Annotated in this window: 12 protein-coding genes; 6 read left to right on the top strand and 6 right to left on the bottom strand. The window is 54.0% G+C overall.

All coding sequences use genetic code 11. The annotated features are described in order from the left end of the window. The first annotated feature begins 493 nt into the window (after positions 1-493). Positions 494-1,699, top strand: coding sequence for an ATP-binding protein (locus tag LAT75_RS07685; RefSeq protein ID WP_291482061.1), 1,206 nt, complete (start codon positions 494-496; stop codon positions 1,697-1,699). A 662-nt stretch (positions 1,700-2,361) separates the two neighbouring features. Then, complete coding sequence (locus tag LAT75_RS07680) at positions 2,362-2,628, top strand: polyhydroxyalkanoic acid system family protein (RefSeq protein ID WP_291482060.1); 267 nt, start codon at positions 2,362-2,364, stop codon at positions 2,626-2,628. A 17-nt stretch (positions 2,629-2,645) separates the two neighbouring features. Here LAT75_RS07680 and LAT75_RS07675 read toward each other — a convergent pair whose 3' ends face one another. Further along, a complete protein-coding gene (locus LAT75_RS07675; RefSeq protein WP_291482059.1) occupies positions 2,646-3,566 on the bottom strand; it encodes a hypothetical protein in 921 nt (306 codons plus the stop codon). A 77-nt stretch (positions 3,567-3,643) separates the two neighbouring features. Here LAT75_RS07675 and LAT75_RS07670 point away from each other — a divergent pair, with 77 nt between their 5' ends. Further along, on the top strand, positions 3,644-3,820 hold the full coding sequence (locus LAT75_RS07670) for a hypothetical protein (RefSeq protein ID WP_291482058.1): 177 nt from the start codon (positions 3,644-3,646) through the stop codon (positions 3,818-3,820). Here LAT75_RS07670 and LAT75_RS07665 read toward each other — a convergent pair. The 5 genes from LAT75_RS07665 to LAT75_RS07645 form a co-directional block, all read right to left on the bottom strand. After that, positions 3,808-6,666 (bottom strand): TonB-dependent receptor, encoded by a 2,859-nt coding sequence (locus LAT75_RS07665; protein WP_291482057.1) that lies wholly within the window; start codon positions 6,664-6,666, stop codon positions 3,808-3,810. The two genes, LAT75_RS07670 and LAT75_RS07665, sit on opposite strands and share 13 nt — an antisense overlap. Positions 6,667-6,720: 54 nt before the next feature. Continuing rightward, entirely contained in the window at positions 6,721-7,344 is a 624-nt protein-coding gene (locus tag LAT75_RS07660; RefSeq protein ID WP_291482056.1) for a hypothetical protein, read from the bottom strand. Positions 7,345-7,428: 84 nt separating this feature from the next. After that, the gene (locus LAT75_RS07655; protein WP_291482055.1) at positions 7,429-8,844 is read right to left on the bottom strand and encodes a hypothetical protein; all 1,416 of its coding nucleotides are present in this window, start codon (positions 8,842-8,844) and stop codon (positions 7,429-7,431) included. 276 nt (positions 8,845-9,120) lie between these two features. Then, on the bottom strand, positions 9,121-9,648 hold the full coding sequence (locus LAT75_RS07650) for a hypothetical protein (RefSeq protein WP_291482054.1): 528 nt from the start codon (positions 9,646-9,648) through the stop codon (positions 9,121-9,123). Positions 9,649-9,794: 146 nt separating this feature from the next. After that, positions 9,795-11,864 carry a M13-type metalloendopeptidase gene (locus LAT75_RS07645; protein WP_291482053.1) on the bottom strand — a complete coding sequence of 690 codons (2,070 nt, stop codon included), beginning with the start codon at positions 11,862-11,864 and terminating at the stop codon, positions 9,795-9,797. A 381-nt stretch (positions 11,865-12,245) separates the two neighbouring features. On the opposite strand from LAT75_RS07645, the gene LAT75_RS07640 reads away from it, so the two are divergent. The 3 genes from LAT75_RS07640 (at position 12,246) to LAT75_RS07630 (ending at position 15,648) form a co-directional block, all read left to right on the top strand. Then, positions 12,246-12,788, top strand: a complete 543-nt coding sequence (locus tag LAT75_RS07640) for a sigma-70 family RNA polymerase sigma factor (RefSeq protein WP_291482052.1) — start codon at positions 12,246-12,248, stop codon at positions 12,786-12,788. A 274-nt stretch (positions 12,789-13,062) separates the two neighbouring features. After that, positions 13,063-13,992 carry a tetratricopeptide repeat protein gene (locus LAT75_RS07635; RefSeq protein WP_291482051.1) on the top strand — a complete coding sequence of 310 codons (930 nt, stop codon included), beginning with the start codon at positions 13,063-13,065 and terminating at the stop codon, positions 13,990-13,992. A gap of 255 nt (positions 13,993-14,247) precedes the next feature. Next, on the top strand, positions 14,248-15,648 hold the full coding sequence (locus tag LAT75_RS07630; RefSeq protein WP_291482050.1) for a sodium:solute symporter family protein: 1,401 nt from the start codon (positions 14,248-14,250) through the stop codon (positions 15,646-15,648). Positions 15,649-15,661: the final 13 nt, after the last annotated feature.

Here is a 15,661-nt window from a genome sequence, read left to right as displayed (position 1 = left end):
TCCCGTGCTTTTTTGGTTGTATGCCAAAATTTTGATGTAATAACAGCACACGGATTTATCGGATCGGTCCGGAATTACCTGGTCTTTCGCCCTCCCCCCGGTGTCATTCCGAACGCTGCTCATTTTGCAGAGAATCTGCCGTAGCCTCTGAGCAAGTCCCGCCCGAATGGACTTTTCGGGGCGTTGAGAAAGTGCCGGGCAACGCAACCTATGGAGATCTCTCACATGATGCTTCGAATGGTTTCGCGGTTGGGCCGCTTGCACAGACTTCGGCAGGCTCATTGCCATACGCCGCTGTTCGAGATGACCTGTTGTTTTTTTTTGTTGGGTTTTCAGGACTGTGCTCATCAATGCGGGGAATCTTCGAAGCCGGAGCAGGCATCGGCAAAACGATCTCACAATAGCATGCCTGAAATTTTGTTTGATACTAAACAACACTATTGTTTGTTACTAAACTACAATTTTGTAGCTTTGCACAAAACCACAGAAGAATATGATTACCAAAACAACCATTGCGGATGTCGCCCGGGCGCAGCGGGATAATTTGCACGGCAGGGAAACGGGGCTCATGCGCGATGCCCTGCACCGGCTGCCCGAACCTGATCCGCATGCGCTTATCATCTCGGGCATACGCCGCTGCGGGAAAAGTACGCTCATGCATCAGCTGCTGCACGGGGACTATGCGGATGCATTTTTTCTGAACTTTGAAGACCCGCGCCTGTATGGCTTCGACCTCAGGGATTTTTCGCGGCTCGATGACATCCTGCATGAATCAGAGAAAAAGCTGCTCTTCTTTGATGAAATTCAGGTTGTGGAAGGCTGGGAGTTGTACGTGCGGCAGAAGCTCGACGAAGGCTGCAGGCTGATCATTACAGGATCGAATGCCTCCCTGCTGAGTCAGGAGTTGGGCTCACGGCTGACCGGCAGGCATCTGAGCACCGAACTGTTCCCCTTTTCGTGGCCGGAGTTTTTGCGGTTCAGGGGGCAGCAGCCATCCGATGCGCTGTTTCAGGACTACATGAACGAGGGCGGCTTTCCGGAGTACCTCAAAAGCGGAAACGACGATGTGCTGCATCAGCTGTTTAACGACATTCTGATACGGGATATCGCTGTACGCTACGGCGTTCGGGATGTAAAATCGCTGCAGCGGCTTGCGCTTTTTCTTGTATCCAACACAGGCAGATTGGTTAGCGCAAACAAGCTCAAGTCACAGTTTGGCATCAGCGCCACAAGTACGGTAATGGAGTATTTCTCGCATTTAGAGCAATCCTGGTTATTCTTCTTTGTGCCCAAATTCAGCTATTCGGTACAAAAGCAGAACGTGAACCCGAGAAAGGTTTATGCGATCGATACCGGACTCGTGCAGGTCAATTCAAAGTCGTTCACTTCTGATTGGGGTCCGGTGTTTGAAAATCTTGTTTTTCTGTTTCTGAGACGCAGATACAGGGAGATCAGCTACTTCAAAGAAAAGGGTGAGTGCGATTTTATCGCGGTCGAAAAAAGCAGGCCCGCTGAGGTAATACAGGTTTGCCTCAAACTGACGGCTGATAATCTTGAAAGGGAGCTGAACGGCCTTTTTGAAGCCCTCCGCTTTTTTGGATTGCAGGAAGGGCACATCATCACACTTAATCAGCACGACCGGTTTGAGCAGGATGGCCTCACGGCGATCGCTGTTCCCTGCCGGGAGTATTTCAGCTGAGTCTTTTTTCACGCATGATGTGTATCGCTGCAGGGCACTGTTTTATCCCTGTCCCTTTATACCCTCCCCGTGTCATTCCGAACGCTGCTCGTGTGGCAGGGAGCTTGCCGAAGGCTTTGGGCCGGACCCGCCCGATTGGCTGCCGAAGCATCATGTGAGGAATCTCCTTCACATGAATACGCCACGGGGCGGCGGATGGCGGGCCAGCACGCAGGCTTTTTTCGGGGCGCTCAGAAAGTGCCGGGCAGGCCACCTTTGGAGATCTCTCACATGATGCTTCGAATGGTTTCGCGACTGTGCTGCTTGCACAGACTTTGGCAGGCTCATTGCCATACGCCGCTGTTCGAGATGACATTTGTTTGATTTGTTTTTTTGGGGGTTCAGGACTGTGCACATCAGGTAACTTAGAGCTGCTACATGGTCTGCGGGCTAAGATCAGGAAGGGACCTCAAAAAAAAAGGCACGGGACATGCCGTTGATTTGGGATTTGTCACAAGCACGAAAGACAGTGATGTTCTCGAAATTTCACCCTAAAAAAACGGGGCGGAAAAATGACAGATGCCGGATTCTGGTATGCTGCCTGGTTGATTTCCGTTTTTTTGTTGTTTATATAGTCCGGCTTATACACTTACCCCTCACCTCAATACGGAGCAGGACAGAGCATGAAACTCACACGAAAGCACAGCAAAAGCAAGGAAGAAGTGCGCGAGGCGCTCGGCATTATTGCGGGCGATATGCAGAAGAAGTTTGGTATCGGCCATAAATGGGAGGGCGATACCCTGCGTTTTAACGGCAATTTGGTTTCGGGCTATATCGCTGATTCGGGTGATGAAATCACGGTTGACCTAAAAAAGAGCTTTTTCCTGCCGGTGCCGGAATCTACCCTGAAGGGCTGGGTAGAGGAGTATTTCGACAAGTATCTGGATTAGGCCGGGCCGGTTCCGGCTCAGCGGAGCTGATTGCGGAGCTTTTGCGCTTTCTGTGCGACCGAGTCGCTGAGGTCGGCTTCCGCGCCGTCAATTTTGATGGTGCGGCGGCTTTGTGAAGCCGAAGTGCTGCCCGACTTCTGAAAATCGGGACCGAGCTCACGGGCCAGATCACCCAGTTCCGCCGAAAGCCGGTCCATTTTTTTCTCTTCCTTTCCCACAAGGCCCGTGAGGTAGGTACGGCCCGCTCCGAAGCTGAGCGCAAAAACGGCCGCCATTATAAGCGCAGTTGCTATGGCGGATTCCATGGCAAAATGGCCCAAAATACCCGTCGGAATCATAAGTACGGCAGCGATGAGCCAGGCGTAATTGCCGTAGTTTTCCCAGTTGCCGCCGTAGGTGTCGCGCTTGCTCACGCGGATGCGCAGCCGGTCGCCCCGCCCCTGAAACAATACCCGCGTGGTGGACATCTGCCAGGCATCGGTGTAAATCCACTCGGTTGTGTGGCTGCTGCGCTTCACACGGGCCTTGCCGGGGTAATCGCCGGTGAGGTTGTTCCACCAGGTTACGTCGTCTTCAGAGGTGCCGTACTTATGGTTGAGCTCAGCTATGAGCAGGTCTATGAGGCCGTCGGCCGGTTTTACATCAATCCATTCTTCGGCATAGATCTCGCTGTCGTCAATTACAACGGCCGAAGTTTCTGAGCGGGTTGACCGCGACCGCCCGGCCGGCGACTGCGACGGTTCCGTATCGAGCTCGTTTGCGGCCTGCCGGATGAGCTCCGGATCAATGCCTGAAGCACTCGCGATTTCTTCCAGCTCCTGCACGCTCAGCCCTGCCTGCGGCTTCCCTTTTGATTGCTTCGCCCGCTCGGCCTCGAGCTCAGCGGCACGGCGGATGACTTTGGCAACTTCGTCTTCTGAAAAAAAGCGTTCTGACATGACTGGCTTGTTCGTGAGTGTAAGGAAATTAAAAAAAAGTGTTAACCCGCGCAAGATACGGACTTACGGACAACTTGATGCAGCGCAGCACAAGTTTTCGTCCGGCTGCTTCTCTGGTTTTCCTGCACGCCCTGCCCCCGGGTCTTGCCCGGACCTTCATGCAAAAAGCCGCGCAGAAACTGGTCTGCGCGGCTTTTTTTGTGATGAACGGTACCGGGCGTATCCCCCGGATTTCCCTGCCTCAGAACCGATAGCTGTAGCTGAGGCTGATTTTCTGACCGCGGCTGTAGCTGAAGATTTCGTGATCGCGGCCGGTTTCGGGGCGGTCGTTTCGGTCGGAATCCTGGTAGAAGCGGTACGGGGCGTTCAGCAGGTCGCTGATGCCCGCTTTGAGCTGCGAACCGCGCCCAAAGCGGTAGGAAGCCGACAGATCGAGGCTGTTTCGGGGCATTTCGTAGATGGTCGGGAAGAGCACATCACCCACTGAAAAAATCCGGGGACCCACGATGTTGTACACGGCGCTTGCCTGAATGCCGCGCTGCTGATCGTCGTAGTACAGCGCCATGTTTACAATGTAGGGCGACTGCCCCTGAAGGGCGCGGGTCTGACTCTGGGCAACGGCCGTTTCGCCGAGATTCACTTCCGAGAAGATCACGGAGGCGTTTGCGTTCACAGAGAAGCGGTCTATGAAGGCGCTGTTGGTGAGACCGAGCATGGATTTGCGGAACTCGATTTCGGCGCCGTAGCTCATGGCGTAGTCCGCGTTTATATAGCTGAACTGCGGACTCTCGGTCGTTACGATAGTACGGTTTTCGATCGGGTTGTTGAAGTATTTGAAGAATACCCCGACGGAAATCAGCTCCCCGACCCGCGGGTAGAACTCATAGCGGAGGTCGGCATTGTCGATTTGGGCGGTTTTGAGGTTCGGATTTCCGGCACGGCCCGCATCCATCTTGTAATCGTAGAACACAAAGGGCGCGAGCTCGCGGAATTCGGGGCGGTTTACGGTGCGGCTGTAGCCGGCGCGGAGCTGCGTGCGCTCGGTGAGGGTGAGCGATGCCGAAAGGAAGGGCAGCAGGGAAAGCACCGGATTTTTAACCCGGATATCCTGGAAGTCGTCCTGACTGTTGAGCTGTTGGGTATTGTGCTCAACACGGAGTCCGCCGGAAAGCTGCATGCGGCTGAGCACGAACTCCGTGCTCAGGTACCCGGCAAGGGTGAGGCTTTCCGCGCCGTAGCTGTCGATGGGCCGGGTGCCTTCCTCAATCACGAAGCCGTCGAGGGTGCGGATGTTTTCGGGGGCGAAAATCTCATCGAGGGGCAGGCGTATCAGCTCTTCCCGCACATTCGGGTTGAAGAAGCCGGGGTACAGATAGGAGATGTAGCGGGAGCTGAAATCCCGGCTGCGGTAATCGATCAGGTAGCCGCCGCGGATAAACTCCGGTCCGCGCGCCGGCCGGTATTCGTAGTTGACGCCCTGATTGACGGAAATTTCATCGAGGCTGCCAAAGTAGCGGCCCGTATCAAAAAGGTTGGATGAGGGCGGCATCTGCATGGTGAAGCGCTCGTCGGCATCATTAATATCGCGGAAGGTGCGGAAGCGGCGGAGGTCCGGCTCTGACTCGCCGAGGTAGCTGAGGCCGAGCGTCCAGTTGAGGCTTTGGTTTTCGCTCAGGCGGTGATTGCCCTCGAGCTGACCCGTGTAAATAGAGCGGGAGCGGTAGCCGAGCAGGTAGTTCATGAGTTCATCATCAGGCCGCTGAATGAAATCAGTGCCGTTTCTTAGGATGGTTTCGTTCTCGCCGATCTGATTGAACAGGTTTTTGAAGCTGATGCTGTGTGAAGGGTTGAGGCGCAGGTTAAAGTTGGACATCAGGCTGAGCCGGGTTTCCTTCTGGAACGTTTCGTCGTTAAATGCGAAGCGCTGCAGGATGGGCTGATTCCGGTTTTCCCACTCGAGGTAGCGGAAGAAGGAGCGGTCGTAGCACTGATAGCCCGTGCTGTAGTCGAGCGTGGTGATGTTGCTCCACCGGCGGCTGCCGGCCTGCCAGTTGCGGCCAAAAGCCAGGCCGAGGCTGTGATCGGCAAGTGCGGTTGTGCTTTCGGGCAGGAAGTTGTTTTCGAGCATGAGGGCGGCATCCTGACGCAGCTGTGCGTTTCGGGCGCTGTTCTGCAGGCTGCGGGAATCGGGGAAATCGCCGGGCAGGGCGCGGAAGCCGCTGTCGAAGCCGAGAAAATCGGTGCGGGAACCGCGGCTCTGCATGTAGCTGCGCCCGGTAGTGCCAACGCGGTAGCCGCTGCCGATGCTGAAGCTTGTGAAGTTTTCATCCCGCTGCTCAACAGTGAAGAGTTTGATTACGCCGCCGGCAAAATCGCCGGGCAGCTCCGCCGAGCCGGACTTGGAAATGAGCATGCGGTCGAGCGAGCCGCTTGAAATGAGGTCGAAGGAAAAAGTACGCTTATCCACCTCGGTGCTGGGCGCAAGGGTGTTGTTGATGAGCACGTTGTTGTAGCGCTCACTCAGTCCGCGGATCATCACGAAGCGGCTGTCAACCAGGGTTACGCCGGGCACCCGCTGCATCACCTGTGCCGCGTTGCCATCCTGAGAGCGGGCAATCTGCTGGGCAGAAACCCCGGAAAGCACCTGCGAGCTCCGCCGGATATCGCTGATTACGGAGACATCACTGTCGCGCTGCCGCGCTGCCGAAACCGTTACGGCATCGAGATCAAGGGTAGATGCAGAGAGCAGTGCGTTGAGTTCGTGGCGGCCGTTCGGCTCAATAACCACATCGGTGAAGCGCAGATCCGTGTAGCCCACGTAGGAAAAAATGACCGTGTAGGTGCCCGCCGGAATGTTCCGGATGATGTAGCGGCCGTCGATATCGGTAGCGGCGCCGAGCAGGGTTCCTTCCAGCCTCACCGCTGCCCCGATGATGCTTTCGCTGCTGTCTTCATCAAACACCAGCCCGCTGAGCGTGCCGGTCTGCGACTGCAGCTGCGCAACAGCCTGATTGATGGACGGGCTTCCCCATCCTCCTGCAAAAAAAACAATCGTGAGCAGGGTAATCCTCAATAATGCGCCTGTATAGCTTGATTTCATACCAGTTTTGATTCTTGAATATAAATAAGGTGTGCGTTTGCCGGGTAAGCGGGTTTATTGCTGATTTCGGAGTTCCCGAAGGGTATCGAGGGGATGCGGTTCGTCACGGACCCAGCTGCGGGTGTGCGTATCGAAACAGACTTCTGCGTTCGGAAACTCGATGTATTCCTCATCGCCGGAGTTTTCCGGGTAGAAGGGGCTGAGATCGGCGCCGGCTTTCATGAGGAGGAAGAGTTCACCGGCTTTGCGGTCGAGCTCATCAGGTGCCATGGCCCAGGTGCGGAAGTGTTCGGCATAGGCGAGCGGACGGGCGGAAAGGCTGTCGCCGGGTGTCAGCTCTATGCCGGTAGCAAGCCTGCGGCTGTGCAGGCTGCGGGCATCCCGGCTGATGACCATGAAAACGCGGTCATCGGGGCTGCGGTAGAAATAGTCGATGCGGTGTTCCGCGGCTGTTTCGGCGTAGTCGGCATCGAAGCGGGCTTCGTAACGGGTCTGTATCGTGGCCCCGGCGGGAAGGCGGCCGGCATAGCGGATTACGGAGGTCATCAGCGCCTGCGCGCTGGCTTCATCAAGCTGAAGGGAAGCGCGGTAAGCACCGGCATCTTCGGGCTTTTCGGAGCAGGACACTGCAAGAAAAGCGAAGAGGGAAATCAGCAGGAAGGGTAATACTCTGAACATACTCGGCGGTGGATGTAGGAGAAACAGAACAGACCTGCCCGAAAGGGTTTCGGACAGGTCTTTTTTTCTGAAGGCAAGTTTTGGTTAGTACTCGCGGTTTACGGGGTCGAACTCGGTCCAGCCCTCGGTCCAGTTGTCAGCGCCGAAGCCACCGATGAAGTTCACAGGCTGGAAGAAGCCGGCGCGGTTGGGTTCACTGAATCTCGGGTGGCTGAAGCTTGCACCGCTGGCCAGCGTACCTGAGGTTACGCGGAAGTCAGGGTTTGAGGGGTAGTCGTCAGCAAGGCGGCTGCCAAAGAAGAGGTCCGGGTTGAGGCCCAGCTGCGTGTGCAGGGCGTCGCTGAACGGACCGGCAATCGTGGTATTTTTTTCATTCCAGAGACCTGCAACCGCTGCTGCATCAACTCCAGAACCGCCAAGGAAAGCATTTGCTTCGGTGGCATACACCATTACGTTGTTTTCGAGCGAACCGCGACCGGCCAGGAAGTTTTCAAGTACGGAAGGCTGATTCATGCGCAGGCCGCGCGGGAAGCCGGTGAACACAGAGTTGAAAATCGAAACCGAGGCACGGCGGCGAAGGTCGATGGCGTGGGCGTAGTTTCCGTTTGAAATGGTTGCGCCTTCGCGGATGGGGCCAATCACGGTTACGTTAGAAAAGGTACCGGTGGTGAAGGCGTAATCAGGGAAAAGGATGTTGCCCTGCTCATCGCGTGGCTGATCGTTGTCGTTGGGGCCGTTATCACACTCAAAAGCATTCGACTGAGACTGATCCGCAAAACCGGGGTAGCGGATTATGAGGCCGAACTGCACGTTTCCGCTCCAGCCGTAATCGCAGTCAAAATCGTCATCCCACATGGCGTGAGAAATTAAATAACGGCCGTTTACAGTGCCGCCAAACCACTCGAAGCCGTCATCGCCGCCAAAAGATACCATGTTGTATTCCATGATGGTTCCGCGGCCTACACCACCCATGGTAATGGAATTGGTTTCGTTGTTTGGGGAAAGTTCAATGCCGCCAAATTCAACCCTTACATAGCGGAGAATGCCTGAGTTGTCGTCGTCGAATTGCCTGCTGTGCGTGGTTCCGAAAATGACCGCAGGCGTTACACCTTCTACAGCCGGCTCAGGCTGATTCACATTGGCGCGGCCCAGAATTACGAGTCCGCCCCAGTCGCCGCGGTCGCGTACGCCGGGTTCCTGCGCAGAGGTAAACACGATGGGGTTCTCGCGGGTACCGTCGGCGATAATCTTGCCGCCTCTGTCAATAATGAGGGTTGCGCGGGTGCGCTTGTCGCCAAAGATCACCGTTCCCGGCTCGATGGTTAGTACCGATCCGTCACGAACAAACACCTGACCGCGGAGCAGATAGCGGTTGTTGGCGGTTAGGGTTTGGGTGGAAAGGTTTCCGGACAGCTCGATGAAATCCGGCGTCGGGTCCGGGTCGTTGTTGGTTGAGCTGTCGCTGCAGGCATAAAAAGTGCCGGCAAAAAACACAAGCATCAGGCTTAACAGCAGATACTTTTGAACTTTTTGTACAGGTGGTTGCTTAGCAAAGTGAAATTGGTTTTGGGTAAAAGAATACACCCAAAGATTATCGCTCTGCTGTTACCTTAGTGTTATTTACACCAGGCCGAGTATTATGGGAATGTTACAGTCGAAAGACATGGTAAACCCACAAGTTTCATATTAACATGGTTTTAATATAACGCCATGGTATTAAGTACAGGTTAACAAACGCTTCCGTGATGTTTCAGGCTGATTCAGAACGGCGCCGCCTCAGCCCTTTTCCGGATTTTCCCCGCACAGTGTGAGCATCTGCCGGCGCAACTCTTCCAGGGCTTTGCCCTGCGCTTTGTCGCGCTGATTAAAAAACAGAAGGGCAAAAGCAGCCAGAATAATCACTGCAAACAGCCCGGCCGGTTCCTGCTGATCGAGCATTTTCCAGGCATAAACAGCTGCACCGCCCAGGCACAACCAGCCCGGGGCGGCGATAAGGCTCCAGAGCCGGTTTTCGAGCTGCAGGCGCAGCAGCGCGTCGGTTTCCCGCAGCTGATAGCTGCCGCCACTTCGTTTCAGCAGTTTTTTGGCCGACCACCGAATCGTTGCCGTGCCGCTGTCTTCGGAAAATTCCGGCTGGGGTAAAGGGTGATGTGCTTCCACCCTTTTCCGCATTTCCGTCGTATCCGGATTTAGATTCTGCTGCTGCGACGGCAGGATGGCGAGCAGTTCAATCCGGTGCCGGTCACGGCTGTGAAGCCGGATAATGAGCGGGTCAGCGGGTACGGATTCATCGGATTTTTTCATTGCTGCGGTGTTTTTTTGAGATGAGGAAGCGGTGCCGCCCGGAAACACATCCCCCTACAAAAAAAGCGCGCCCGGCCGTGTGAAAATTCGCACGACCGGACGCTGACAGTTTTTTTCCGATGGATGCTGCCCGGGGCTGCTCCAGTTTACCAGATGAGGATGCGGGATTCTTCGGGCTTGTACATGTTGTGCTGCGGACCCACTTCGAAGGCTTCATAAAAGATATTGAGGTTCGGCACAATGCCCAGCACGCGGTAACGGCCCGGCGAGTGCGGCCCCGTAACCAGCTGACGCCGCAGGGCTTCGTCGGTAAACTTGGTGCGCCAGATTTGCCCCCAGCCGATCAGGAAGCGCTGCTCTGCGGTGAAGCCGTCGATTACCGGCGGCTCGGCTCCGTTCAGGGAGTTGAGGTAGGCCCGCCAGGCCACGTTCATGCCGCCGAGATCGGCGATGTTTTCACCCAGCGCCAGTGCCCCGTTTATGTGCATGTCATCGATGGGGTTGAAGCTGCTGTAGAAATCGATCATGCGCTGTGCAAGCAGGCCGAAGGCGGCTTCGTCTTCCTCGGTCCACCAGTCGCGCAGGTTGCCCTCGCCGTCGGAGCGGCGGCCCTGATCGTCGAAACCGTGCGAAATTTCGTGCCCGATTACGGCTCCGATTGCGCCGTAATTGACGGCATCTTCGGCCTCAACATCGAAAAACGGCGGCTGCAGGATGGCCGCAGGAAACACGATTTCGTTGAGGGAAGCGCGGTAGTAGGCGTTCACGGTTTGGGGGGTCATGCCCCACTCCGTGGTGTCGATGGGCTGACCCAGACGACCGATATTTCGCTCGTACTCGCACACGGCCGAACGGCGCAGGTTCCCGATGAGCTCGTCGGGGCGGATTTCGAGGCAATCGTAATTGCGCCAGACTTCCGGATAGCCGATTTTGGTGGTGAAGGTCGAAAGCTTGGCCAGGGCCTCAACTTTGGTGGCGTCGGTCATCCATTCGAGCTCTCTGATGGACTGATCGAAAGCTACGAGCAGGTTATCAATCATTTCATCCATGCGCTCGCTTGCTTCGCGGGGGAAGTGATCCTGCACGTATTTCTGACCGACCATAAAGCCGAGCACGCTTTCCGTTGCCGCTACACCGCGGAGTTCGCGGGAGCGCTGCTCCTGCTGACCGCTGAGAATCTGCCCGTAAAAACGGAAATGGGCCTCATCGAAATCGGCGCTGAGGCTCGTAGCACTGCTGCGAAGCAGGTGGAAACGGAGGTAGGTCTGCCAGTCGGCTACGGGTACTTCAGCCTGCATGGCTGCAAAAGCCGTGAAGTATGAAGGCTGACGCACCACCAGCTCTTCGATATCGCCCAGCCCGGCCTGATCCAGGAAGAGCATCCAGTTGAAGCCCGGCGAATAAAAGGCAAGTTCGGTGGTTTTCATCAGGTTGTAAGTTGCCACCCGGTCGCGGTTTTCGACGCGGGTCCAGTGGTTTTCGGCTATGGCCGTTTCAATCCGGATTACGGTTTCGGCGGCAGCAGCCGGGTTGTCCCAGCCGGCCAGCTCCCACATGCTTTCGATGAACGTACGGTAGGCCTCAAGCAGGGCGAGGGAGCGGTCGTCATCATTCAGATAAAAATCGCGGTCGGGCAGCCCGAGACCTGACTGACTTCCGGAGGTGATGTAACGGTCGCTCTGCTGCGGGTCCTGACCCACAAACAGCGAAATCGGGATGCCCGCGCGGTACCGCTGGAAGTAACCCCAGAGGCCGGCCAGATCTTCGTGCGACTGCAGGGCGTCGATTTTTCCGAGCTGCGGGCTGAGGGGGCTGAGCCTAAGCTCTTCGAGCAAACCGGTGTTCATGAATGAGCGGAACATATCGCCGATTTTCTGCTGATCGCTGCCGTGCGGCGCATTTGCTTCGGCTGCCGCGCGGATGATTTCGAGCACGTGCCCGTCAGCGATTTCGCGCAGCTCATCGAAGCTGCCCCAGCGGGCACGGTCGCCGGGAATTTGGGTCTGCTCCAGCCAGAGGCCGTTTACAAACTGATAGAAGTCGTCGCCGGGATGGACACTTGTATCCATGAAGTGGGTGAAAATACCGGAGCTCAGCTTTTGGTCATTATCAGCAGGCGCTTCATCGCCGTCCTCATAAGATGTGTCAATTGTTGCTGCATAAGCAGCTTGCTGAGCAAAAAAAAGCATCAGGGTCCAAAAAAGTAGTCGAATCATAATTTCCGGAATAGAGTGAAAGTTTCAGAAAAGGGTTTACAGATTGGTTTACGGGTGTGTGGCCGCATTACCGGCGCATAAATATAAGACGCTTCAGCTTAACATATACATCTGCCTGCTAACTGCTCTACCGGCAGTATTCCGGCGATGAACGTTGCTTAAATAAGCACGATACCTGATGTAAATTCATTTACACTTTTTCTTTGGATTAATGGTGATTTAGATTACTTTCGTATCTGTTATAAAAACGGCTGCCCTTATTAAAATTTGCATATTATAGCTGTAGCTGATGCTGAAATCTTGCTTAAGCTGTAGAACGCGCTCACTCAACCCGGCCGGAAAACATTTGTCCTCTCATATTTCTCGTAACCTGCTTCTAATATGAACGACTTTTCCCGGTTTATAACCGCTATCCAGCACGACGACGTTGCTGAGATGAACCAACTTGCCCGTAAAACAACCCGTGTAATTACAGATTTTCTCCGAATTCATTTTGGCGTATCAAAAGATGATGCAGAAGATTGTGCCCAAAATGTTTTACTTATGATTATCAGTAAAACAAAAACAGGTGAAATTGACGGTACTAAGCCGGCAGCCTATATACTGGTTTCAGCGCGAAATGAATATTTTCGGCTTTATAAACAAAACAAACGAATGGCCGGAATGCCTTCAGAAGATTTGCTTGAAAGTACGCACAACAACCCCGGGCAGCTGCTTATCGACAATGAACTTAAGGATTTGCTGTACCTTTGTATTGAAAAACTGAATGCTGCTTTCAGGCGCATGGTTTTGTTTATGCTTAGTAACCCTGAAGCAAAAACAGAAACCCTTGCCCGGGAATTTAATACCACCGCCAGCAATGTCTGGACCCGAAAACACCGCATCAATCAGAAGCTTTTGGAGTGTATAAAAAAAAATTCCTGAAATACTGTAAGGAAATCCAAAGTTCTGACTCTAAAGGGGTGTACGTAAGACAGCCTGATTTGACAAACAATACGCTTTTTTCCAGTTCACAATCGTTAGTTCCAGGTTTTTCAGGTTATAGTTATTCACGCTGCTGTTGCTGTCACGTACCTCCGTGCCAAAAGGTTCGGAGAACTTATCAATAGTTTGAACTTCAGAGACGATGCAGAATCCTACAAATAACGAGTTTATTGAAATGGCACACCGGAGTATTGAGCGTTACTTATCCGGAAAGATGTCCGCTAAAGAAACAGAAGCATTTTGGGTTTTTCTTCTTGAAAACCCTGATTTTCTGGATCACCTTCACCTTGATGCCAATCTCAGACACATGGCAGCAAGCGATCCTGAAAAGTTTAAGGCGCTTATGGCACAAGCCGAATCAGAGATATATGCCGAAGAGCTTGCCGAATCAGAAACAGCCATTAACACGGCAAAAGCCGAACCGGTTTCTTATAAGGCAACACCAGATATGGCAGATAAAAGCGCAGTCCCAACATTCAGCATTAAACCCTATTATGCCTGGATTGCTGCAGCAGCAGCTGTTCTTTTACTGGTCTGGAGCCTGAACCTGCTGCGGGTAAGCTCTCAGACCGGAACCGACAGCCGCCTGGCGCTGGTTGAGCGGCTTGGTATCCCGCAAGAGGCTGATTATATTTTATTTGAGCCGCTTGCCTCACTCCGCAACGACAGCACTGCCGATCCGGTTGAGGAAATAATTGATCAGTCGCTGTTGCTTGCTTTTTCAGGCAGCTATGAACAGGCCCTGGAGCTATATGACGAGGTTATTGAGTTTTTTCCTGATGATCCGCGGGTTGCCGTAGTTTACCTGAATAAAGGCCTTACCCTTTACAACATGGAACGCTGGACTGAGGCCGTTTCAGCTTTTGAACGTACCCTTTCATTTGATTTAAGCGATGTGCATCAGGCAGAAAAAGCATACTGGTTTAAGGCCAATGCTTATATCCATCAGGGGTTGCTTTTCAGGGCTTTACGCCCGCTGAGGCTTGTAGCCGAAATGCCCGGGCAGTTTGGTAATGACGCCTGGGAATATCTGAGCCTGATGAGGCCTCACCTGCTGGATGAGTATATTTTTCATCTCGGCGGCGATTTCGATTTCGATACCTTCGACGGATATGAGTTCCTGGAAGACGTAGATCTCGACTAACTTTCCCGGCGTTTATCTGTCTGCTATCTCTAAGGGGTTTCAGGAGTATCATCCTGAAACCCCTTTTTTATGACCTTTAATCAGCTTTTAGCATCTGCCTGTATCTGATTTGCGAAGACATTTCCCTCAGCGGTTCATTATTGTTGAATATAAAAACAGCTTTAACGTACCTTTGTGTGCGCATTAACCGCCCGTTAATGCCAATTCCTTACGCTATCCAACCGCAACTGAACTGAACCTGAAGGAGCACAGCTTATGTCGTATATGCTGGTGGGTATTCTTATTTATGTGGGGCTGCAACTGTTAGTCGGGGTCTGGGTTTCCCGCTTTATCAAAACCGAAATCGACTACCTCCTCGCCGGCCGAAAACTCGGTTACTGGCTCGGCACCTTCACCATTTTTGCAACCTGGTTCGGTGCAGAAAGCGTTATCGGGTCGTCCGGGGCTATTTATGACGGCGGACTCGCAGGCGGCTCGGCCGATCCCTTCGGGTTTGGTCTTTGCCTGATCGGTATGGGCCTTGTTTTTGCAGTACCCCTTTGGAAGCGCAAACTAACAACGCTTGCAGATCTGTTCCGGCAGCGCTACTCGCCCGGGATTGAGCGCCTTGCCGTTTTAATGATGGTACCCGGCACACTGATGTGGGCATCAGCTCAGATACTCGCTTTTGGTCAGGTGCTTACCGCCTCTTCCGAGCTGGAGCTGGAAATCGCTATCACCATTGCTGCTGCCATCGTTATTGCCTATACGGTTTTGGGAGGCTTGCTCGCCGTTGCCTGGACCGACCTGATTCAGGGGGTTGTGCTGATTTTCGGGCTTGTCGCGCTTTTGGTGCTGCTTATTTTGAATGTGCCTGATCTCAGCGCCGTTTGGTCGCAGGTGGATCCACAACGCCTTAGCCTGCGTCAGCCCGATGGTACCTCATGGCTTGACCGGATTGACATTTGGGCGATCCCGCTTTGCGGATCGGTTGTTGCACATGAGCTGGTAGCCCGGGTGATAGCAACCCGCTCTCCGGAAGTTGCCCGCCGGGCTTGCGTCACTGCAGGCAGCATGTACCTGGGTTTCGGAATGATTCCCGCTTTTATCGGTATCATTGGCCTGCATCTGATGCCGGGCCTTGAAGACAGTGAGCAAATTGTACCGCTGATTGCTCAGGAATACATGCCAACCCTGCTGTACATTATTTTCGCCGGGGCGCTGGTCTCAGCTATCCTCTCTACCGTTGACTCCACCCTGCTTGTTGCATCCTCACTGGTTTCCCACAACCTTATTGTGAATCAGAACCCCGGTATGGCCGAAAAGCAGAAAATCGGCTGGGCACGAATCATGGTTGTTGCGTTTGGAATTACAGCCTGGTTTGTGGCTACCAACGCCGAAGGAGTTTACGATCTCGTAGTTGATGCAGCCGCTTTTGGCACAGCCGGACTTTTCACGATTGTCGTTTTCGGACTCTTCAGCAAGAAAGGGGGGCCGCTTGCCGCAGGGCTCACGCTGGTTACCGCTATGGCAGTGTGGCTTTCAGCTACCTACATTGTTGAGCTTTCATGGGCGTTTTTGCTGTCCCTGATCTGTGCTCTTACTGCTTTCGGCACCGGCGTTCTGGCAGAAAAACAATTTGGCCTTACTCAGCCTGATCAGGCATCTTCTCAATAGAGATCTGTAAACC

Origin of the sequence: Cyclonatronum sp. (assembly GCF_022565315.1) — a bacterium.
Lineage (GTDB): Bacteria > Bacteroidota > Rhodothermia > Balneolales > Cyclonatronaceae > Cyclonatronum.
The sequence above is the reverse complement of the archived record's forward strand: the minus strand, read 5'-3'. Positions and strand labels throughout refer to the sequence as shown.